This window comes from Enorma phocaeensis (genome assembly GCF_016901575.1).
Lineage (GTDB): Bacteria > Actinomycetota > Coriobacteriia > Coriobacteriales > Coriobacteriaceae > Limicola > Limicola phocaeensis_A.
Genome location: NZ_JACJKQ010000013.1, coordinates 14447 through 36116 on the forward strand (window position 1 = coordinate 14447; position 21670 = coordinate 36116).

The window sequence follows — 21670 nt, forward strand, 5'->3', positions numbered from 1 at the left end:
CTACTGTACCGCCTCGTGCTCGCGGCCCTCAAGGGCCAGGCGCACGTATTCGGCGGTCTTTATCTTCTCGACCGTCCCCCGCACGTCCAGGCGGCGTGTGTTGTGGGACGTGTAGGGCTCGTCAGCCTGGGTCCTCACCTCACCATCGACCACAAATTTGTCGTAGTTGAGGTCGCGCGAGTCACATGCAACGCGAAAGTACTCCCCCATGTCCTCGGCGCGCAGGCGCTCCTCGCGGGTCATGAGGGTCTCGTAGAGCTTCTCCCCGTGGCGGGTGCCGATGACCCGGGTCCCGGTCCTGCCGAACAGCTCCTGCACCGCCTCGGCGAGGTCGCCGATCGTGGAGGCAGGCGCCTTCTGGATGAAGAGGTCGCCCGGGTTCGCATGCTCGAAGGCGAACTGGACAAGGTCGACCGCCTCGTCCAGGTTCATGAGAAAGCGGGTCATGGCGGGGTCGGTGACGGTCACCGGCTCCCCCGCCCTAATCTGCTTGATGAAGAGTGGGATGACCGAGCCGCGGGAGCACATGACGTTGCCGTAGCGGGTGCAGCAGATGGTCGTGCGGCCCGCGCCGTTGCGGGCGTTGGCGTAGATGATCGACTCCATCATGGCCTTGGACTTGCCCATGGCGTTGATGGGATAGGCGGCCTTGTCGGTGGATAGGCACACCACGCGCTCGACGCCCTCGTCGATGGCGGCATGCAGGACGTTGTCGGTGCCGATGACGTTGGTGCGGACAGCCTCCATGGGGAAGAACTCACAGGAGGGCACCTGTTTCAGGGCGGCAGCATGGAAGATGAAGTCCACGCCGCGCACGGCGTCCCGGACGGACCGGGCGTCGCGCACGTCGCCGATGAAGAAGCGCACCTTGCCCGCGTGGTCAGGATACATCTCCTGCAGGCGGTGGCGCATGTCGTCCTGCTTCTTCTCGTCACGGGAGAACACGCGAATCTCGCCGACGTCACTCGTCAGAAAGTGCTTGAGCACGGTGTTGCCGAAGCTGCCCGTGCCGCCGGTAATCATGAGAGTTTTTCCGGCAAATGCCTTACTGGCAGTGGCCATGCTTCATCCCCTTAATTGCACGCAGCTGGTTTTCCAATGTTTTGAAAAATGCATCCTTGGTGAAATGGGCGTCATAGTAAGAGCGCGCCTGCTTACCCATGGCCAACCGCATCTCACGACTCTGCTCGGCAAACACAAGGCAGTTAGCTGCTAATCCAACCGAATCCTCTGGATATGAGGTCAATCCACAATTTGCTTCAAGAATCACTCGCTCCGCCTCACCAGTAACTGTTCCAATGATGGGTTTCCCAGCGGCAAGATACGATTGAATCTTTCGAGGAAGTGTATAAGCCAATACTGGATTGTCGGCGAATGTGGCAATCATTGCATCTGATGCCTGATAATAAGCAGGCATCTCTTCAAGAGGCCGTCGACCGTGAAACACAATGTTAGTCAGGCCCAATTGCAATGCCATACTTCTGCACGCTTGCTCAGAAGAGCCAGAGCCGACAATGTGAAAGAGAATGTCCTGGTTGTCAGATACCAATGCGGCCGCATGAACAATGGTCTCAACCGACTGTGCAGACCCGATGTTACCCGCAAAGGTAAAGTTGACCTTGTCGTTCCGGTACCCTTCGGGAGCAAACGATGCTTCTATACCAAATATGTCTTCGGCATACTGAGGCAAGTCGACAAGTTCCTCTGTCGAAATATCAAACTTATCGTGCAGATAATCCTTAAATAGCGGCGATGTGACCGCAAGACGATCGGCTTCTCGATATATCTTTCCGGACAGCATTTTGAAGACTTGGTATGGCACACTACCCGCAGAAATTCCTCCTGCCGTCAGACACTCAGGCCAAATATCAATGCACCAGAGGAAGACAGGAGCTCCCGTACGCTTTGCATATGCAATTGCAGGCTCAGCCATCATGACGGGTGATGTTTGAAACGATAATATGACGTCGAAATCAGACTCAAGGGCATCCGCCATTCGTCTCGCTTCATAGCTAAAACTGAAATAGTTGGCGATGCGCTGAGCCACATTGGCCCCACGTGGAATAATTGGAGATCGAATGATTCGCACCCCTTGGTGCCACTCATATCGATTCTTGCCGCCCCTATATCCCTGATACACCTTACCTTCGGGGTAATTTGGAATACCAGTCAACACCGTCACGTCATAGCCCCGAGTAACCAATTCCTCACATATCTCGGAAAAATTAAACGGCTCCGGCCAGTAGTGCTGGCTTACAACCAGCAATTTAAGCTTGGAACTATCTGACACAAGCTGCTTGGTGTCAATCTTGTTGTTTCGTTTATGCGGAACGACCGTCGAAGTATTCGCGGCGTTTCCCCTGCGCGACAACACAACCCCTATACTTTTAAAGAAGCAAACAAGGTCAAGATGAAAGCTGAGATTGTGACGATATGCACCATCAAGTCGAGCTTTAAGATCAGTGTTCACATAATCTCGCCCATTGATTTGAGCGAGTCCCGTTAGTCCCGGCTTGATATCGTTTGCACCATATCGGTCTCGCTCAATTATTTGGTCGACTTCGCTCAAAATCATAGGCCTAGGCCCGATAACCGACATATCGCCTTTGATGATGTTGATTAGCTGTGGAAGCTCGTCAAGCGACGATTTCCGAAGAAAGCCTCCGATTGGAGTGAGACAGGAGCTGTTCTCCCGCATCTGTGATGTCGGAAGATTGTCTGGAGCCTCGATTTTCATTGAACGAAACTTGTAACAGATAAACGGGCGCTTGTCCTTTCCGAATCGTAACTGCTTAAAAATCGCCGGGCCAGGGCTTGTCGCACGAATTGCTAAAGCAGTCAGCGCCATAACTGGAGAAAGCGTAATCAGACCTGCAGAAGCGAGAACGATATCTGCCATTCGCTTAAAAATGAGAAACGCTTCCTGCGCCTGCTCAAATTCATGAACCTCTATGCCATCGTCAAACTGATGATAGCCCGCGGTCCCAAGATTCTCGCTTACAGCAGAGCCCTTCGTTTCTGTATCAATATCAATTATTGTAGAAACCTCATGGTCACATGAGCTATTTATATCTACGTCCACGCAGTTATCCATTGCATATCCTGAAATAAAGTACACATACTTTCAAGACTGTGGCCGAGAGGCTTCCGCTACCGAGCCGTCTCAGCCTTACGCCGAGCCACGGCGGCGCGGGCATGGGCGCTGTTGCCACTCGACACAATGCCCAGACCAACCCGCACGGCCACCTTGCGGCCGCACAGGTCAATCTCCAGGTTCGCCGTGCTCTTGCGCCGGTTGATGTCGCGGATCATGCCCTCATGGCCCACCAAGGGGCCACGGGTCACCACCACGCGGTCGCCGTCCTTTATGCCAAAGGACATTGGCACCACACGCTTGCCCTTGCTGGTGAAGCCACCGATGAGCTCGACCTCTTCTTGGGCGAGCGGCACGTATGTCCCACCCTGTACAAGCACGCGGGCAAGCTCGGGAAGCTCCAACAGCTTTTGCTCGAGCTCCTCAGGACGCTCGGTCACAGCGACGAGGTATCCGGGAAACAGCGGCTTGACGCACGTGGTCCAGCAGCCCCGCAGCTTGATCTGCGTCTCATATTGGGGATAGAAACATTCCTCTATCTGGCGCGATGCGACCTTGGAGATGAGCTCCTCCATAACGGTCTCGCGTCCCGCCTGAACTTGTACCACATACCACACGCCGCATCACCACCCTACTTTGTCTTGCTGTTGTGGGAATCACATAGCCTTTATGTAATCGGCCCATGGCTTCGCCAGGGACCGCTCGTAAAAGACGTATGCATTCCCTCAAACACATCAAGACCCACACGTGGCGCCGCCTTGCGATTAGAGGTATGTCGCCGCCCGTCTCGCACGCGACAAGACGAGCAGCACTGCTAGAAATGAGGAATTGCGCCCGGCTCGTTCAGACACGCAGCCGTCGTTGTGTACCCCCTCCGACAGTGCGGGATATTATAGCCCACTCCACGCGAGATAATGTTAGCCCCCATACATATCTTGCAGGTTGGACACAAACCCTTGCAATTCCATTACATAATGAGGAAAACCTGCTTACTCGAGCACATTTTCCTAGGTACATGATGGTGTTATATAGGGTTTACTCGCAGTCCCCGTATTCCCGTACGGCACGAGCGAGGTAGTCATAATGCTGCACGCGATGGGCGTCGCTCGCGATGTAGGTATAGAGCCCCTGGGCAAACAGGCGCTTGGCGGGGCGCTTCTCTTTTCCTAGGCGACCCCCTGCGATGAAATCGGCCGAGGCCTGTAGCTTGCAACCCATGCGAACCAGATCCTGCGCGATGCCTGGGTCCTTCTGAATGGCGCGGTATCGCTCAGGGTGCGCGATGATCACCTCGAAGCCGCGACCTTGCAGCTCGAAAATCGTGCGCTCGTAGGCCTGGAAGTCCTCGCGCGCGGCGCGCGTCGACAGCTCGAGCAGAAACTCGTTCGTCCCATCGAAGTGAAGGCGATCGGCCCACTCAATACCGAGTTCCATCAACTTGGTGTGGTTCACCTCGAACCCCATGCGCACCGGAAAGCCGCGTGCATGAAGACGAAACAGCTCGAAAGCCTGCCACATGCCCTCATAATCGAAATACGGGTCGCGGCAATGCGGGGTGCATACGATCTCGGTGACGCCGGCCTGTCGGGCGGCGTAGAGCATCTGGCAGCTCTCGGTGATGTTGCGCGCGCCGTCGTCTACCCCTGGCAGGATATGGCAGTGCATGTCGCGCATGATTCACCTCATCCCTTCGATGCGCACCCCGCAATGATCGAGCTGCAACGTTAGGCGAGCAGCCGGGGCAATCAGGAAACCGAGAGCCGCCCTCCCCTACTCCTTTGGCGCAAAATGGCCGATCATGGCGGCAGTCGAATCGGGAGGAATCGCCCCGCCGTTCGCCCGAGCCGTCGAGATGGACCGCGGCGCCTGAACCGTCGCACGCTGGACCCTGGGACCGGAAGGACGCGGAGATGCCTTTGCAGCCGGGACGCGATTGGACGCCGCCTGCTCGGACTGCATGTCGACGCGGTCGCCGCTGTCGTTGTAGTAGGCGTAATAGTAGTCGCCCGAAGCTGGGGCGCATCCGTTGAGCACGGTGCCGATCACGTTGGCCTCGGCCTTCTGCAACTGCTCAAACGCGCCGAGAAGCTCCGCGCGCTTAACGAAGCGCTCACGCACCACCAAAACGGTCGCGTCCGCCACGGCGGAAATGACGGCTGCGTCGACAAACGTCCCGACGGGCGGCGTGTCGAAGATCACGTAGTCGTACTTTGAGTTGACCTCTTTCACAAAGCGGCGGAATCGATGAGAGGCCAAGATGTCGGCAGGGTTGGGGATATGCGGCTCCGCATCCAAGAAGTACATGTCGGGAACGTCTGTGGTGACCACGGCGTTTTCAAGCATGCAGTCGCCCGCGAGCACCGCATAGAGGCCCTGGCGCGAATGCACTCCCAAGCGGCCCGAAAGCGAGCGGCGACGCATGTCGGTCTCGACGATCAGCACATCGCGCCCGCTCGTCGCGATGGCCTTAGCAAGGCTCATCGCCACGGTGGTCTTGCCCTCATTGGGCACCGAGGAAGTGACCACGATGGACGAGACCGGCTCGTCCACGCTCGCGAAGCGGATGTTGGCGAGCAAGGTCTTGACGGCGTTCTGCAGCGCCACCTCGTCGTTTCTGTGGGTCCGTTTGCGCGCCATGGTCTACTTTCCTTCCTTGATGAGAGGGATGCGGCCGATGACCGGCACACCCAGCAGCTCCTGCAGCTCGTCGGGGCGCACGCGGGTGTCAAGCATGTCGCGCAGCACCACGATCGCCACGGCGACGAAGAACCCTGCCATGAGGCCGACGGCGACGTACAGCGGACGGTTGGGCCCGCTCGGCGCGCTCGGGGCAGCCGCCTCGTCGATCACGTTGACGCTCTGCACGTCCATGACCTCTTGGGCGACGCCGGAAACGGAATGTGCGATCGCGTTGGCGACGTCCGCCGCCGCGCGCGGGTCAGACCCGGTGACCGCGCAGGTGATGACGCGCGTGGTGGTCTCACTCGTCACCGAGATGTCGAAGCCGGAAAGGTCGTCGAGCCCCAGGGAATCGGCGGCATCGGCGGTCACGCGCTCGCTCTGGATGAGCGTGGCCACGTCGTTTGCAAGAAGCTGGCTTGCGGAGAGCTCGGTGTTGAGCGAGTTGCTGTCGCCGATGGGCGTGAGCACGTACATGCTCACGCGCGCCGTATAGGTGTTGCCCATGAAGAGATAGGCGTAGGCGCCCACACCGAGTGCGAAGATGATGGGTAGAAGCACCACGAGCTTCAGGTGATGCTTTAGCAGCTCAAGCAGCTCAAGCAGGGTCATGAACGGTCCCCCGTACCACACGGCGACGGCATCTCGCCCGACACGCAGCGCCGTCGCCCGACAGGGGCGGCGGCATGCTTTCGAGGCTCAAGCCATCGCATGTCAACGATTTCATCGGCCATTATATCCCCCCTACGACACTATTAGCTAATGACCTCCCCATTCACTCCTTTTGCGCAATGTCCGACACCGCCCGCACGGTAGCCGATATCGGTCTTGACACAGGCAGAAATAAAAGCTAGCAAATGACGCTTTTTCGTTGACGTGCTGACAAAATCCCACGTAATCGTGGTATTCTAGATAGACGGCTTATGAGTTGGGAGATAGCATGTTTGAAATCGGAGAGCACGTAATCCACCCCGGACAAGGAGTCTGCACCGTCACCGGATATGACGACGCGGGCCCCGCGCCCATGATCATCCTGGAATGCAAGCAGGGACACGCCAAGACGCGGATGATGTATCCCGTCGCGCAGTCAGACCGCCTGCATCCCACGGTTTCGCGCGAAGAGGCGCAAGACATTCTCGACCATTACGATTCCATTGAATGCGACACGTTCACCGAGCGCAACAGCTCGTTGGAAGAGTCGTATTTCAAGCAGCAGCTCAAGCAGGGCGTGCCCGAGACGGTGCGGGTGGCGAAGACCATGCGGCACCGCATCGCCGAGGCGCAGGCTGCTGACAAGAAACCGAGCAGCTATTACAGCCGCGTGCTCAAGGAGGCTCATCGCCGCTCGGTCGAAGAGCTCGCCGTCGCGCTCGAGATAAGCGAGGACGACGTCGAGGAGATCTTCGCCAAGACATACGGTATGAGCGAAAACTAGCACGCCAGATCGGAAAAAAAGAGACGATTTACAGACAGGATAGCCGGCGACACCGCCGGCTTTTCTCATATCGAGAAAAACGCCTTCACGGCCCATCGCGGGCATCTGTGTCCGCACGCGCATATACAATAGAGAAAGAGTAAAACAGCTGGTTCCCGGCCCGGGCGCCACACGCGACGCCTCGAGGCCGTGTCCTGTATAGGACGGATTGAGAGGTGCTTCGATGAGATTGAAGAAGGCTCCTTGGAGGACCGTCGCCCTGGCGCTCGCGACCTCCGCGTTGGCGCTCGGCACACCCGTGGCGGCGCTCGCGCTTGACGAGGCGAGCCCGAGCGCAGACAGCGCGGGCGTAGCCGCCGCCCCGGCAGACGCCGCCGACGACTCGGCGGTGACCCAAGACCAGACGGACACTACAACTCCGGGTGATGCCACCGGCGACCAAAGCGGCGACACGACGACACCCGGCGACGACTTCCCCGCCGCCCCCGATGCCCCTGCCGCGGCATCGCTCGACGGCGTGGAGTACGAGACCGTCCAGGCGGCCATCGACGCCGCCGAGAGCGGCGACACCGTGACCGTCCTCCGCGCCAGCTCCCCCAACACCGAGGCGCTCGTGATCCGCGACAAGGCGATCGTCATCACCTGCGACGCGCAGAGCCCCGCCATGCTCGCCGGAACCCTCACCTTGGAGAACGCCGACGGGACCACCGTCTCCAACCTGCGTTTTGAACGTCGCGGTGCGGCAGGCGACACCGCCTCAGCAGACTTTGCGAGCCTTGTGCTCAACGATTCGTCGAACGTGCGCGTCCAAGGCTGCAGCTTCACCTTCACGGGAGGCGGCGCCACCGCGGAAGGCGTCTACACGCCCTTCGCAAGCAATGCGGAAGACCGCGTCGGCATCCGCGTGTCCGGCGACACCGACGACGCGCTCATCTCCGACACGTCGTTCACCATGGATGCGCTCAGCGCAGCCGACTCTCCCGACGGCACAGCGCACACGTGGCGCGGCATCGAGGTCCTCGGCAGCGCGCAGGTGGTCGAGGACCTGCACATCTCTTCATGCGGCCTTACCGTCACGTCTTCGCAGAACCCCGTCGCGTCGGCGACGACGCGCTTCGGGTATCGGCTGGTCGACGTCGCGGGAGACGCCGCCACGGGCGGCGGGCAGGGCGTGAGCGGGCTCGTCATCGACGGCATGTCGGTCGCCAACGCCGCCGGCATCGACAGCGCGGCCTCGAATATCGTGGGCGCGAGCATCACCAACGCGACCGGGGTCACCGTGCGCAAGATCGCCGGGGCAGTGGCGACGGTCGACGGAGAGGTGGGCGTGCGGCTGGGTGCCGACGGAGCGCGCACCAACGGAACGGTCACGGTCGAGGGGCTCTCGTTCGCCTCAGCCACGGGCATCGAGCTCATCGCCCCCTCTTGCGGGGCGCTCACCGCGCAGAGCAACACCTTTGCCGACGGCGTGACCCCCATGGAGGGCGCCCCCGTCGTAGACGAGCACAGTCGCTACTACTACTCGGTGAGCAACGCGGCGTCCGAGTCCGACGGCGACGCCGTGGCGCTGACGGAAGATGTGACCGAAGACGTCGTGATCCCCGCCGGCGCGGTACTCGACCTCGACCTTGCCGGACACACCATCACCTCTGTCGACGGGCCGGCCATCTCCAACCGCGGCGCGCTCACGCTCACGGATAGCGGCCACACCGGCCAGGTCACCTCGCCGGACGCGGACCATCCCACCCTGGTCAACGAGCAGCACGGCATCGTGGCGCTCGACGGAGGCCTCATCACCAGGACCGCCGCCGCTGCGGGAGAAGACGCGTCCGGCGCAACGGCGGAGCCTGTGATCGACAACCACGGCGACCTCACCGTTGGCACCGGTGCGACCGTCATGCTCTCCGACGCGTCCGCGGCCCTTATCGAGAACAACGGGGCCTCGACCTATTCGCCGGCAGAGCTCGTCATCGAGGGCGGCACCTATTCTGGCGGCTCCGCCGTCGTCCACAACGGGCGCGCAGGCACCGCACAGGTGAACGACGGCTACTTCCGCACCGGAACCGCAGCACCCTTCACGCAGGCGTCGGGCTCCCCGGCATCCTCGTATCTGAGGGTATATGGCGGCACCTACACGGCAAACCCGATCGAGTTTGTCCCCAAGACCTTCGTGGCGAAGGTGAACGACGACCTGTTCACCGTCATGCTGAAGCGCAACCTGTACGCCGGCGAGTACATCACCCCCGAAGACGACGTCATCGACGAATCCAACCTGGCGGACGGCCAGAAGGTCACGCTCGACGAGGAGACCGGGCACTTCGTGGTCTCCTGCGACGGCGGCGAGCTGTGTCCCAGCAACGACTTCTTCGACGTCGACACCTCGCAGTGGTACCACGACCCCGTCGACTGGGCGATCGGCCAAGGCTACATGACCGGCTACGACAACACGCCCGTGCCGACCTTCGGCCCCGACGACCCGCTCTCGCGCGCGCAGGTGGCGGCGATCTTCTACAAGATGGCCGGCGAACCCGAGTGGGACACGTCGGCGCTTGACCGCTATACCGACTGCGCCAAGGACGACTGGTATTCCATGGCTGTCGCCTGGGCGACGGACATGGGCATTTTCTCGGGCGATTCGACCAAGCCGCTGTTCTATCCCCATGACACGATCACCCGTCAGGAGATGGCCATCGTGCTGTGGCGGATGCAGGGCGAACCCGCCGGGACGGGCGACCTGTCCTCGTTCCCGGACGGCCTTGAGACGAGCTCCTGGGCCGTGGCGGCCATGCAGTGGGCGACCGAGGCGGGCGTCTTTACCGGCAACGACCAGACGGGCGAGCTCATGCCGCTCGACGGCCTTACCCGCGCACAGGCCGCGACCGTGCTCATGCGCATCTCGTAGAGGCACGCTTCGGCGCGCCTCCGGACTCCCCACGTCACGACGTTAGGGAATCTGGAGGTGCCCGCGCCGTATGGCGCCCCGGCCGCCCGCCGAGACCGGCTGGGGCGGCGGCACCGCGGCGCGGTATGATACACGACAGCACTCTCGCGCGCCGCAGCATCCAGCTGCGGCGCGCATCGTATCGGTCCCGACAAGGAGGACACCATGGCAGAAACGCTTTCCGCAGGGCTCACCCGCGACGCCGCCTTCGAGCTGCTCACGGCACACAACAAAGACCCGTTCCACATCGAGCACGGAGAAACCGTCGAGCAGGTCATGCGCTACTTCGCGCGCGAATACGATCCCGAGAACGAAGAGTTCTGGGGGATCGTAGGCCTGCTTCACGACCTCGACTGGGAAGAGCATTCCGACGACCCCATGAACCACACGCTCTACGCCACCCCGCTCATCGAGGAGGCAGGCGGTTCTCCCGAGCTCATCCGCGCCATCCAGAGCCACACGAGCGACTTCAACAGGACGCTCCCCGTGCCCGAGCTCCAGATGGAGAAGATCCTGTTCGCCACCGAGGAGCTCACCGGCCTCATCGGCGCAGCCGTGGTCATGCGCCCCTCCAAGAGCGTCATGGACTTCAACATGAAATCCCTCAAGAAGAAGTTCAAAGACAAGCGCTTCGCCGCCGGCGTCTCGCGCGATGTCATCAAGAAGGGCGCCGAGATGCTCGGCTGGGAGCTCGACGAGCTCTTTGCGCGCACCATCGAGGCCATGCAGTCCTTTGCCCCCGACCGCGACACCTTCGGCAAGACCGAGGGGCCGCTCGCCTAGGGGCGCACCTGGCCGTCGCCGCGCACCTCGTACTTGTAGGTGGTGAGTGCCTCCGCCGCAAACGGCCCGCGCGCGTGCAGCTTCTGCGTGGAGATGCCGATCTCGGCGCCCAGCCCAAACTCGCCGCCGTCGGTAAAGCGGGTGCTCGCGTTGGCGTAGACCGCCGACGCGTCGACCTCGCGCAAGAAGCGTTCGCAAGCGTCTTGGTCCTGGGCGACGATGGCCTCTGAGTGGCCCGTTCCATAGCGGTTGATGTGTGCGACCGCCTCGTCCAGACCCGAGACGCACTTCACGCTCATCTCAAGCGCCAGATACTCGCGCCCCCAGTCATCCTCGGTGGCGTCGACCATGCGGGCAAGCGTGGCCGCCTTTTCATCCGCGCCCTCCGAGGCGGTCTCGACGGCGGCCTTCGCCTGCGCGTCCACATGCAGCGTCACGCCGGCGCGCGCGAGCTCTCCGAGCATCCGAGGCAAAAACTCCCGGGCGACCGACTCGTCCACCAGCAGGGACTCGGCGGCATTGCACACGCCGACACGCTGCGTCTTCGCGTTCATGACAATGGCGCGGGCCTTCTCGAAGTCGGCGGACTCGTGCACGTAGACGTGGCAGTTGCCGGTACCCGTCTCGATGACGGGCACCTGGGCCTCGCGTACGCAGCGCTGGATGAGGCCGGCGCCGCCGCGCGGGATGAGCACGTCCACGATGCCGCGCAGGCTCATGAGGGCGCCTGTCGCGGCACGGTCGGTCGTCTCGATAATCGTGACCGCCTCGGCCGGGAACCCGCAGCCGGCGACCGCGTCGGAAAGCACGTGGGCGATCGCCACGCATGAGCGCTGCGCAAGCGAGCCGCCGCGCAAGATGCAGGCGTTGCCCGTGCGGATGCAGATGCCCGCGGCGTCGGAGGTCACGTTGGGCCGGGCCTCGTAGACCATCGCGACGAGCCCCAGCGGCACGCTCACCTTCTGCAGGTCGAGCCCGCAATCGATCGTGCGCCTCTCCAGCACCCGGCCCACCGGGTCGGGCAGGTCGCAGAGCGCCTCAAGACCCTGCGCCATGCCTTCGATGCGCTCGGGCGTAAGCAGCAGGCGGTCGAGCAGCCCCTCGCTCGTACCCGCGGCACGCGCGGCATCCATGTCCTTTGAGTTCGCCGCGACGATCTCTTCCACATGCTCGCGCAGCGCCGCCGCCATGGCGCGGACGGCTCCGACGCGCTCCTCGTTGTTTGCAAAGCCCAAGGGACGGGAGGCCTCCTTCGCGTTGCGGGCGAGCTCGGTCACATATGCCTGAATGTCTTCCATATCAGAACCTCCCCTATTCTCAACATCGTGACGATGCGCCTTGCTTCGTTTGAGTGTACCCTGAGTTCACGCAACATATCAGCATCAACACCTCCCGTAACCTGACGCACCGCTTTGAAAGGACGATCATGACCAAGCTCGCGAGCTATTACGCACCCGGCCTCTTTGTCGAAGACCATGCCATCGACGTGCCGCTCGATTGGCGCGGACTCGAGCCGGCGCTTCTGGCGCTGGGCATGAACATGCGCCGCGGGGCGTTTCCAGACCCGCTGCCCGGCGCGCCCGAATCGATCCGCCTGTTCTACCGCGTGCTCTGCGCACCCGAACATGTCCATGACAACCTGCCGCTTTTGGTGTTCTTCCAAGGTGGGCCTGGCGGAGAGGGGCCGCGTCCCACCTCGCCCTCAAGCGACGGCTGGATCGCGGAGGCCATCAAGCACTTCCGGGTGGTGCTTCCCGACCAGCGTGGCACCGGACGGAGCAGCCGTGTGAGCGGCAGGACCATGGACGCGCTGGGGCAGGCCGCCGCGTGCGCGGGGAAAGACCCGGCGCGGGTCCAGGCGGACTATCTCAAGCGTTTTCTCGCGCCCTCGATCGTGCGCGACTTTGAGTACCTCAGGCTCACCGAGTTTGGCGGCGCGCCGTGGGCCACGCTGGGACAGAGCTATGGCGGCTTCATCACGCTTTCCTATCTGTCGCACTACCCCACCGGCATCGCTGCCTCGTTCGTCACGGGAGGCATTCCGCACGTGCCTGCCGACGCCGATGAGGTCTATGCGCACACCTTCCCGCGCATGGCGTCGAAAACCGAGCAGTACTATCGCCGCTATCCCGGCGACGTCGAGCGCGTCGCGGCCGTTGCCGACCGCCTTGCCGCCGGCACCGTCGCCCTTCCCGATGGCAGCCCGCTCACCGTTGAGCGCCTGCAGCTTCTGGGCAGCGACTTCGGCATGAAGCCCAGCTTTGAGCGCATGCATTGGCTCTTTGACCACGCCTTCGAGGAGGCGGACGGCTCCGTGCCGGCAGACCCCGCCGCCGCAGAGCTTTCGGACGGCTTCCTCATGAGCGTGCTCCAGCGCACGACGACCGCCCAGAACCCTCTGTACTGGACGCTGCAGGAGTTCATCTACGCGGACGGCACAACGCGCCCCATCCGCTGGGCCGCCGAGCGCCAGAAGGCGTCGCGCCAGGAATTCGACACGGCGTCTCGCCCGCTCGTCTTTACCGGAGAGGCGTGCTTCTCCTGGATGTTCGAACAGATGCCCGAGCTCAAGCCCTTCGCGGGTGCCATGGAGCAGCTGATGGAGGACACCGAGTTCGACGCCGTGTACGACCTGGCGCGCCTCGCCTCGAACGACGTGCCGCTCCAGGCCGCTGTCTACTTTGACGACATGTACGTCGATGCGGGGCTTTCGCTCGACACGCTGTCCCATGTGGGCGCGAGCCATGCATGGGTAACCAACGAGTTCGAGCACGACGGCGTTCATGGCGACCGCGTGTTCAGGCACATCTTTGAAGAGGCCCTGGGGCGCGGCGACCTGAAGCATGTGTTGTAGAACGATTGGATAGCCCTTCAGCAGCCGCACGATCTGGCGTCCACAGATCCAGACTCGTTAATGAGCGGCATTCGATGCCGAAGGTCGCCTTGCGCTCGCACCCTGCATAGCCACGACGCATTCCGCGCTTCCCCCGCAAATCATGGGTGCTAAATGACGTTATGCATATAATCGTCATTTAGCACCCTTTATATGCAGCACTTTTTCGAGCAGGAAAATGGGTCTACCATCGATTGGTCAAAAGTATCGACGAAATAGCAATTAGGCACCTCATGGCAATCCATAAATCGGTATGAGATGCCCAAGATTCAGCACATCAAACCTGAAGATGCCTTGCAAGGACCCAGCTAGACGCAAGAGGCCCCAACTCAAGCGCTTCGAGACGGTGTATAAGCATAGGGAATGCTATATCGTCGAGCATTTTGACCACTGGTGGCATTTTCAATATTTCTGACCCCTCTTTTTCAAATAAGGGCCCTAGGGAAATCCTCGTCGAAGCTAGGCGAAGACGATCATGTTGTCACGATGCACGGCAGGCTTGCCCGCAAGAGCGGCCAGCAGCCGGTTCTGGGCGATTTCGTCCTGATGACGGCCTGCGGCGAGCTTGAGCTCGTCACTCGGTGCCTCCGCCTGACCGCGCGCGAGGACGAAGCCCGCTCTGTCACAGATGTCAAGAATGTCTCCCGTGGCGAAGTCGCCCTCGACCGAGGTGACACCCACCGGCAAGAGCGACGAGCCGTTCTCGACCACGGCGTGCGCCGCGCCCTCGTCGACGGTCAGCTTGCCGCGAGCGGCATCGCCCAGCGCGATCCAGAGTTTGCGCGGCGCAATATCCAACCGGTCGGCAGGCGGGACAAACCGCGTGCCCACGGCCTCCCCCGCAGCAAGGCGCACCAGTGGGTCCTCCGCGGCGCCGCTGGCGATCACGCATTCCACACCAGCGGTCATGAGGATGCGGGCGGCCCTGATCTTGGTGATCATGCCTCCCGTACCCACCGCCGTGGACGAGTCGCCCGCGGAACCGATGATCTTCGCATCGATTTTGTCGACCCTAGGAATGAACTCTGCCGTGGGGTCCAGCGCGGGATTGGCGGTATACAGGCCATCGATGTCGGACAGGATGACACACAGGTCGGCAGACACCAGGCAGGAGACGAGCGCGGCCAAGGTATCGTTGTCTCCGAAGCGAATCTCGTCGACCGTGACCGTGTCGTTCTCGTTCACCACAGGCACGACGCCCAAGCCGACGAGGCGCGTGAGGGCATCGCGGGCATGCAGATACGAGCTGCGTCGGGCGGTGTCGTGCCTGGTGAGAAGGACCAGCGAGGTCAAAAGGTCGGCGGAGCGGAACTCCTCGTCGTAGACGGCGGAGAGCACGCACTGCCCCACCGAGGCGCACGCCTGAAGGCTCGGCATGTCGTGCGGGCGGCGCTCAAACCCCAGAAGCGGCGCCCCGCATGCGATGGCGCCCGAACTTACCACCACGAGGTTCCAGCCCATGCGCCGCAGCTCTGCGGCCTGGTGCGCGAGATTGGCGATAAAGGCGCGGTCGATCCCCGTCTTTGCATGCACCAGCGTCGACGATCCGATCTTGACGACCATCGTCTTGGTGGGGGTGGCGGGCGCTGCCATGGCACATCTCCTGTCCGGCTCGTGAGCGTTGCAGCGGCATTATAGCGCGCGGGTGGCGCGGAGAAAGACTCCACGCCACCCGAAAACACCGTCATGCGGGCGCACGCGCCGCGAAATATGCCGCAAGCATCCCCTACCGTTTGCGAGGGGCCTTCCACGGCATGGATGAGCCGGTCGCGACGAGGCGCTCACGCACCAGCTCGTCGCGCACGCGGGCAAGGCCGCTCTCCATACCGACCACGTAGGACTGGGGATACAAGAAGCGCTTGTACTCGGAGTCGAGCGTCGACAGCGCAGAGCTACAGCGGGCGCGCGCCTGGGTGAGTGACTCGCGCGGGGCAACCGCGGCGCCGCCGCGAACCACCGGCTCCAGCAGCTCCCGATACGGCATGCCCGCCACGCTCGTGACCAGCGCGGCATCGTTGACTGCGACGAGCGTGCAGCCGCGCTCGCCGCCCTCGCCTTCGAGATACGCCTCATCATAGATCATGTCGCACACCGGGCTTCCCGCCTCGTCCATGTAGCGGCGCACCTGCTGCACGCCGGGGATGGTGCGCTTGTATGGCTGCTCGGAGAGCTTGACCACAGGCGTCCAGCCCGCATCGCCCGGGTCGCGGCGGGCGGCGAGCTTGTACACGCAACCCAACGCCGGCTGGTCGTAGCAGGTCGCGAGCTTGGTGCCGACGCCAAACGAATCGATGGGCGCGCCCTGGTCGAGGAGCGACTGGATGGTGTACTCGTCGAGGTCGTTCGAGACGGAGATCTTTACGTAGGAGAGGCCCTCCTCGTCGAAGCGCCCGCGCACATAGGTCGAAAGCTTGGCGAGGTCGCCCGAGTCGATGCGGATGGCGGCGAGCCGCTCGCCGCGCTGCTCCATCTCGCGTGCCACGGTGATGGCGTTCTCCACGCCCTCGCGCACGTCATAGGTATCGATGAGCAGCGTGCAGTTGTTGGGCATGCTGCGCGCGAAGGCGCGGAACGCCTCGAGCTCCGTGTCGAAGCTCATGACCCAGCTGTGCGCATGGGTGCCGAACACCGGGATGCCGTACTTGCGGCCGGCGAGCACGTTGGAGGTGCTGGAGCAGCCCGCCACATAGCTCGCACGCGCCACCGCCATGCCGCCGTCGGGCCCCTGGGCGCGCCTGAGGCCAAACTCGGCGACGGGCCGCCCCTCGGCCGCCTCCACCACGCGCGCGGTCTTGGTGGCGACGAGCGTCTGGAACCCGATGGTGTTCAAAAGCGCCGTCTCGAGCATCTGGCACTCGAGCGCGGGGCCCGTGACGCGCACCATGGGCTCGCGCGGAAAGACGAGCTCGCCTTCGGGAACGGCGTCGATATCCACGTGGGCACGGAACTGCCGCAGGTACTCAAGGAACCCCTTCTTAAAGAGCGCCCCGCCCGCCGGCGCCTCGAGCGACGCGAGGTACTCGATATCCTCGTCCTCGAAGCGCAGGTTCTCGACCAGGTCTGCCAGGTCGGCGGTGCCGCACATGACGGCGAACGCGCTGCCGAAGGGATGGTCGCGGTAGAACGCGGTGAAGCAATCCTCCTCTTCGAGCTTGCCGCTCTCCCATAGGCCCTGCGCCATGGTGAGCTCGTAAAGATCGGTGAGAAGCGCCACGTCGGTGGGGCGGGCAGGATCTGTCAGTGCCATGTGAACCTTCCTTTCGCATGCGAATGTCGCATCGAGGCCGGCCATGCCCCGGCCCCGCGGGGTGTTTCGGGTCGGAACAAGCCGCCGACCCGACGCGTCCCGTTATCCCAGCGCCCCGGCGTTGCTCAGCGCGACATAGACCGCGCCGCATATGAACGCGACGAGCGCGATGGCGATGATGATCTTCTGCGCAGGCGGCATCGAGGGCACGCCGTCCTCGTCCTCCCCTTCGGAAAGCACCATCCGCTCTCCGAAGGAACGCTCGCGCTGCCGCGGCGGAGCGGCATGCGCCTCCGAGGACGCCGCCCCGGGACGGCTCGTCACGTCCGCGGGCTGAGGCGCAGGCGCCTGTGGTACCTCCGATGCGGGCGCGGCGCCCGCGGTCTCGTAGGCAGGCCCTGCCGTAGCCTCTGGATTTGGTTCTGGAGTCTCCGAGGCCTCTTGATGTACCTGGGCAGAAACGGTGCCGGCGGCTTCGGCGCGCAGCTGCTCGAGCTCGGCACGCTCGCGGCGCGCCTTCTCGGCGCGAAGCTGTTCGAGCTCGGCGCGCTCGGCGTCGGTTAGGGGCGTATCTTGATCTGCCACGATGGGAACCTCTCTTCGATCCTGGCGGCGTCTGCCGCGTCATGGCGTTCTTTGCAGTATACCCGCAACCACTGCCACCCGCGTGTTCGGGTTGCCTGTGCGCTGCAATCGCGTGCCCGCTGTGAGAAAATGCGGCATGTATGGGCAACGGCCGCGCATGTCCGCGCGGGCCGTCATCAGACATGTCGGCTTGACCGCGCAGACGCAACGAAAGGACCCTCATGCACAGGCTGGGAATCTCTCTGTATCCAGAACACTCCACCCCCGAGAAGGACCGCGCCTACATGCAGCTCGCGGCAAAGCACGGCTTCAGCAGGATCTTCACCTGCCTGCTCTCGGTGAAAAAGGACGCCGAGAACACCATCGCCGAGTTCGGCTCCTTCGTTCGCGAGGCTCATGAGCTGGGCTTCGTGGTAGCCGTAGACACCAACGAGGACGTCTTCGAGCGCCTGGGGGCGACGCCTTTCGACCTCACGCCGTTCGAGCGCATGGGGGTCGACATCATCCGCCTGGACGGACACTTCGGAGACCAGGGCGACATCATGATCACCCGCAACCCCCAGGGCATCCAGATCGAGTTCAACGCAAGCTGCAGCCTCGGCCTGGACCTGCTCATTCGCCGGGGCGCCGACCCGCGCGCCATGACCGTTTGCCATAACTTCTTCCCCGAGCCCTACACCGGCCTCTCGGAGGAGACCTTCCAGGCGCGCAACGCCCAGTACAAGGGGCTCGGCCTCACGCTCGCCGCCTTCGTGAGCAGCCGCGAAGCCGAGACCTTCGGCCCCTGGCCGGTCTTTGCGGGCCTTCCCACCTGCGAGGATGACCGCAGGCGTCCCATCGACCTGCAGGCACGCCACCTGCTGGCCTCCGGCCTTGTCGACGACGTCATCGTGGGCAACTGCTTTGCGAGCGAGGACGAACTCGCGGCGCTCGCCGCCGTGGACACCACGCGCGTCACCATGCGCATCGACACCGTGCCCGACATCACGGACGCGGAGCGCGAGGTGATCTGGGACTTTGACCACACCACCCGCGGCGACGCCTCGGCATACATGCTGCGCTCCTCATGGCCGCGGCTCGCGTTCAAGGAGCGCTCGATCGCCCCACGCACCTGGGACGACCCCATGTTCCACCGCGGCGACGTGCTCGTTCCCAACGACAACATGGCCCACTACCGCGGCGAGCTCGAGGTGGCGCTGCGCGACTTCGAGAACGACGGCACGCGCAACCTGGTGGGACGCATCCCTGCCGAGGAGCTGTTCCTGCTGGACTACATCGCGCCCGAGCATCCCTTTGGGTTCGTGCGCCCCTAGAGGCATCCGGGCACCGGGCCCAAACGCGACGGCATGGAGCCTGACGAGCGCGGGGTCCCGGCATCAGCCAGGACCCCGCCACCTTTGCGCCCGCGGTCCCGCTACTTCGCGGCTTCGCTGCTAGCGGCTTTCGGCGCGCCTGCGCTGCATGTTCAGGAAATGCTGGCAGGCGCCGATAAGGTTCGCATCGTTGAAGAAGCGGCACGGCATGACCTCGACCGTGGGGAACGGATTGCGAAGCTCCTTGTTAAAGCGGTCGAGCGCGTCTCGGACCCCCTCGATAAAGAGCGGGTTCTTGCTAACGCCGCCGCCCAGGCAGATACGCTCCGGGTCGAGCCAGCACTGGATGTTGTGCACCTGGATGGCGATGCCGTCGCACACATCGTGAAAGACGCGGCACGCCGCCTCGTCGCCCGCCTCGATCCAGGCAAAGACCTCCCGGCCGTTGCAGGACTCGACCCCCTTCGCCTCGGCAACCCGGCGACACAGGCCGAAGGTCGAGCAGTCGGTCGAGAACGACCCCTCCTCGCGCACGGCGCTGTCCTTGTCGGGCATACGGTAGTACATGAGCGACGCCTCGCCCGCATAGAGATGCGACCCCTTGAAGACCTCGCCGTTCACCACCGCGCCGCCGCCGATGCCCGTGCCGAAGGTGAGCACGGCTCCATTGGTGACGCCCTGGAGATTTCCCACCGAGAGCTCTGCCATGGTCGAGCAGCGAGCGTCGTTCTCGACCTCGACGGGCAAGCCGAAGCGGCGCTCCCATTCGTTCACGTCGACGTCGTAGTTATACATGAGCGCGCCGCCGGTATGCAGGTATTTGCGGTCGACGTCGATGACGCCGGGCAGCGAGAAGGCGATGCCCTCGACAGGGCCCATCTGCTCCAAGACGCCTTCGAGCGTGGTGAGGAATGCCTCTTGGGTCTCGGTGAGCCCGTTCGGGGTGGGAACCTCGCCATGCTGAGAAAACTGGTCCGGCGCCCCCTCCCCTTCCATCACCGAATACTTGATGGCGGTGCCGCCGACATCGAATACCGCTAGCCTCATGATGCGTCCTCCTTCTCCGCGCGCAAGGTGCCACTCCCGGCGTCGGCGCGCACAAGTACGCCGGTGGTATCGAAAGGCGGCGTGAAGCTCTCGTCCACGGCACCGCCCTCCTGCCAAAACATGGTGGTGAATCCCAGGTCGTCGGCATGGTCGAGCACCTGCTCATACTCCTGGTTCGTGACCGCCCGAGAGAGCTGCCCGCCCGCCGCCCGCATGGCGGCGTTGGGCGTGTACTGGTTCATGACGGAGACGGGCACGTCGCCCGCGGCGTCCCAGATCTGGTCGAGCACGCGGCAGGAATCGTCGGCATGCCCCGGAAGCACCAGGTGGCGGACGATGATGCCGCGCGTCCACGTGCCGTCGGGGCGCGAGGCCTGGCCGCCCGCACGCTCCACCTGAGAGGCCATCTCCGCGAGCGCCGCGGCGGCGACCTGCGGATAGTCGGGCACATGCGACAGCTCGCTCCCCAGGCGGGACGAGGCGTATTTGAAATCGGTGAGCCAGATGTCGACGAGGCCCTCGAGTTCCCGAATCGCCTCCACGCGCTCGTAGCCACTCGTGTTGTAGACGACGGGGATGGAAAGGCCACGTCGGCGGGCGTCGGCGAGGGCCTGCGGCAGCAGGTGCGCATAGTGGGTCGCCGTCACGAGGTTGATGTTGAGCGCTCCTTGGTCCTGCAGCTCGAGCATGATCTCGACAAGCCGCTCGGGGGGAACCTCGATGCCGAAGTTGCCGGTCGAGATCTCGTGGTTCTGGCAGTAGACGCACTTCAGCGGACAGCCGCTGAAGAAGATGGTTCCCGAGCCCGCATCGCCCGATATCGGAGGCTCCTCCCACATGTGCAGCGCCGCGCGCGCCAAACGAAGGGTGCTTGCGGCGCCGCACGCCCCGCGTTCCCCCGCCGCCCGGTTGGCCCCGCAACGCCTGGGGCAAAGCCCGCATGACGCGAGCGATGCCGGGTCAAGCAGCCGGCGCGCGGGGGCGAGATCGAGTTCCATGAGGCGTGCGTCGCACGAGAAGTCCTCGGCATAGTCGAGTGAGAACACGCCCAGGTCGGCAAAGCCGCATGAGCGGTAGAGCGCGACGGCCGGCGCGTTGCTGGCGATGGCGTCGAGCCGGACGGAGCGCGCCCCGCGCTCTCGCGCGATGTGCGCGGCGGCCTCGACCAGACGCCTGCCCACGCCGAGCCCCCGCGCATCGGGCGCGACGGCAAGAAGGTGTATCACCTGGACCTTGTCGGGGCTCGCCGCGACATGCCAGGGCACCTGCTCGTAGCCTGCGTCCTGCTCGCCATCGAGGACGAACGCCCCGACGAGCCGATGGGAGTCGCCCTCGGCGACAAAGAGGTTTCCGGCCCGGCATCGGTCGCGCAGGCCTTCGCGCGTCGGATGGACGCCCATCTCCCAATACGCGTCGTAGGGGGCGCCGTGCATGTCCTCGACGACCGCCGTATAGAGCGCCTCGATACCCGGCAGGTCTTCTTCCAGGGCTGGACGAACGGTCATAGGCAACATGCTCCCATCTGATGACGGCCGTCGCGGCTTTTTGCTCTGCAGGTATCTGCCGACAACGGCAATTCATTATAACCGAATCCGCGCCGGCTCCCCGATCACGCGCCGCTCGCGGCAGCGCGGGGCCAAGCCCCTGGACCAC

The 21670-nt window shown here is 63.4% G+C and carries 17 protein-coding genes; 5 read left to right on the top strand and 12 right to left on the bottom strand.

Annotated features, from left to right (window positions below; translation table 11 throughout):
* The 6 genes from H6A15_RS07355 to H6A15_RS07380 all read right to left on the bottom strand — a co-directional run bounded on the left by H6A15_RS07355 (position 1) and on the right by H6A15_RS07380 (position 6385).
* A complete protein-coding gene (locus H6A15_RS07355; protein ID WP_204673105.1) occupies positions 1 to 1062 on the bottom strand; it encodes a polysaccharide biosynthesis protein in 1062 nt (353 codons plus the stop codon).
* Positions 1046 to 3094, bottom strand: coding sequence for a sugar transferase (locus H6A15_RS07360; RefSeq protein ID WP_204673106.1), 2049 nt, complete (start codon positions 3092 to 3094; stop codon positions 1046 to 1048). Before H6A15_RS07360 ends, H6A15_RS07355 begins: the two co-directional genes overlap by 17 nt.
* Positions 3095 to 3150: 56 nt before the next feature.
* Positions 3151 to 3711 (bottom strand): antiterminator LoaP, encoded by a 561-nt coding sequence (loaP, locus tag H6A15_RS07365; RefSeq protein ID WP_204673107.1) that lies wholly within the window; start codon positions 3709 to 3711, stop codon positions 3151 to 3153.
* 418 nt (positions 3712 to 4129) lie between these two features.
* Positions 4130 to 4768: a CpsB/CapC family capsule biosynthesis tyrosine phosphatase gene (locus H6A15_RS07370; RefSeq protein ID WP_204673108.1), complete on the bottom strand. Its 639-nt coding sequence runs from the start codon at positions 4766 to 4768 to the stop codon at positions 4130 to 4132.
* Positions 4769 to 4864: 96 nt separating this feature from the next.
* Positions 4865 to 5731, bottom strand: a complete 867-nt coding sequence (locus tag H6A15_RS07375) for a tyrosine-protein kinase family protein (protein WP_204673109.1) — start codon at positions 5729 to 5731, stop codon at positions 4865 to 4867.
* Positions 5732 to 5734: 3 nt separating this feature from the next.
* Positions 5735 to 6385, bottom strand: coding sequence for a YveK family protein (locus H6A15_RS07380; RefSeq protein WP_204673110.1), 651 nt, complete (start codon positions 6383 to 6385; stop codon positions 5735 to 5737).
* 328 nt (positions 6386 to 6713) lie between these two features.
* On the opposite strand from H6A15_RS07380, the gene H6A15_RS07385 reads away from it, so the two are divergent.
* From H6A15_RS07385 to H6A15_RS07395, 3 genes are all read left to right on the top strand, one after another.
* Positions 6714 to 7208 carry a CarD family transcriptional regulator gene (locus tag H6A15_RS07385; protein WP_204673111.1) on the top strand — a complete coding sequence of 165 codons (495 nt, stop codon included), beginning with the start codon at positions 6714 to 6716 and terminating at the stop codon, positions 7206 to 7208.
* A gap of 223 nt (positions 7209 to 7431) precedes the next feature.
* Positions 7432 to 10110 carry an S-layer homology domain-containing protein gene (locus tag H6A15_RS07390; RefSeq protein WP_204673112.1) on the top strand — a complete coding sequence of 893 codons (2679 nt, stop codon included), beginning with the start codon at positions 7432 to 7434 and terminating at the stop codon, positions 10108 to 10110.
* A 204-nt stretch (positions 10111 to 10314) separates the two neighbouring features.
* The gene (locus H6A15_RS07395) at positions 10315 to 10932 is read left to right on the top strand and encodes an HD family phosphohydrolase (RefSeq protein ID WP_204673113.1); all 618 of its coding nucleotides are present in this window, start codon (positions 10315 to 10317) and stop codon (positions 10930 to 10932) included.
* Here H6A15_RS07395 and H6A15_RS07400 read toward each other — a convergent pair.
* Positions 10929 to 12230 carry a glutamate-5-semialdehyde dehydrogenase gene (locus tag H6A15_RS07400; RefSeq protein WP_204673114.1) on the bottom strand — a complete coding sequence of 434 codons (1302 nt, stop codon included), beginning with the start codon at positions 12228 to 12230 and terminating at the stop codon, positions 10929 to 10931. The genes H6A15_RS07395 and H6A15_RS07400 overlap by 4 nt on opposite strands.
* Before the next feature lie 128 nt (positions 12231 to 12358).
* On the opposite strand from H6A15_RS07400, the gene H6A15_RS07405 reads away from it, so the two are divergent.
* Positions 12359 to 13786: an alpha/beta fold hydrolase gene (locus H6A15_RS07405; RefSeq protein WP_204673115.1), complete on the top strand. Its 1428-nt coding sequence runs from the start codon at positions 12359 to 12361 to the stop codon at positions 13784 to 13786.
* 498 nt (positions 13787 to 14284) lie between these two features.
* Here H6A15_RS07405 and proB read toward each other — a convergent pair whose 3' ends face one another.
* The 3 genes from proB to H6A15_RS07420 form a co-directional block, all read right to left on the bottom strand.
* Positions 14285 to 15418: a glutamate 5-kinase gene (gene proB, locus H6A15_RS07410; RefSeq protein WP_204673116.1), complete on the bottom strand. Its 1134-nt coding sequence runs from the start codon at positions 15416 to 15418 to the stop codon at positions 14285 to 14287.
* Between the two features lie 133 nt (positions 15419 to 15551).
* Positions 15552 to 17072 (bottom strand): nicotinate phosphoribosyltransferase, encoded by a 1521-nt coding sequence (locus tag H6A15_RS07415; RefSeq protein WP_204673117.1) that lies wholly within the window; start codon positions 17070 to 17072, stop codon positions 15552 to 15554.
* A gap of 102 nt (positions 17073 to 17174) precedes the next feature.
* Positions 17175 to 17657, bottom strand: coding sequence for a hypothetical protein (locus tag H6A15_RS07420; RefSeq protein WP_204673118.1), 483 nt, complete (start codon positions 17655 to 17657; stop codon positions 17175 to 17177).
* 221 nt (positions 17658 to 17878) lie between these two features.
* On the opposite strand from H6A15_RS07420, the gene H6A15_RS07425 reads away from it, so the two are divergent.
* On the top strand, positions 17879 to 18970 hold the full coding sequence (locus tag H6A15_RS07425) for a DUF871 domain-containing protein (protein WP_204673119.1): 1092 nt from the start codon (positions 17879 to 17881) through the stop codon (positions 18968 to 18970).
* 120 nt (positions 18971 to 19090) lie between these two features.
* Here the strand turns inward: H6A15_RS07425 and H6A15_RS07430 are convergent, their stop codons facing one another.
* Positions 19091 to 20017: an ROK family protein gene (locus H6A15_RS07430; RefSeq protein ID WP_204673120.1), complete on the bottom strand. Its 927-nt coding sequence runs from the start codon at positions 20015 to 20017 to the stop codon at positions 19091 to 19093.
* On the bottom strand, positions 20014 to 21522 hold the full coding sequence (locus H6A15_RS07435) for a GNAT family N-acetyltransferase (RefSeq protein WP_204673121.1): 1509 nt from the start codon (positions 21520 to 21522) through the stop codon (positions 20014 to 20016). Before H6A15_RS07435 ends, H6A15_RS07430 begins: the two co-directional genes overlap by 4 nt.
* Between the last annotated feature and the right edge of the window lie 148 nt (positions 21523 to 21670).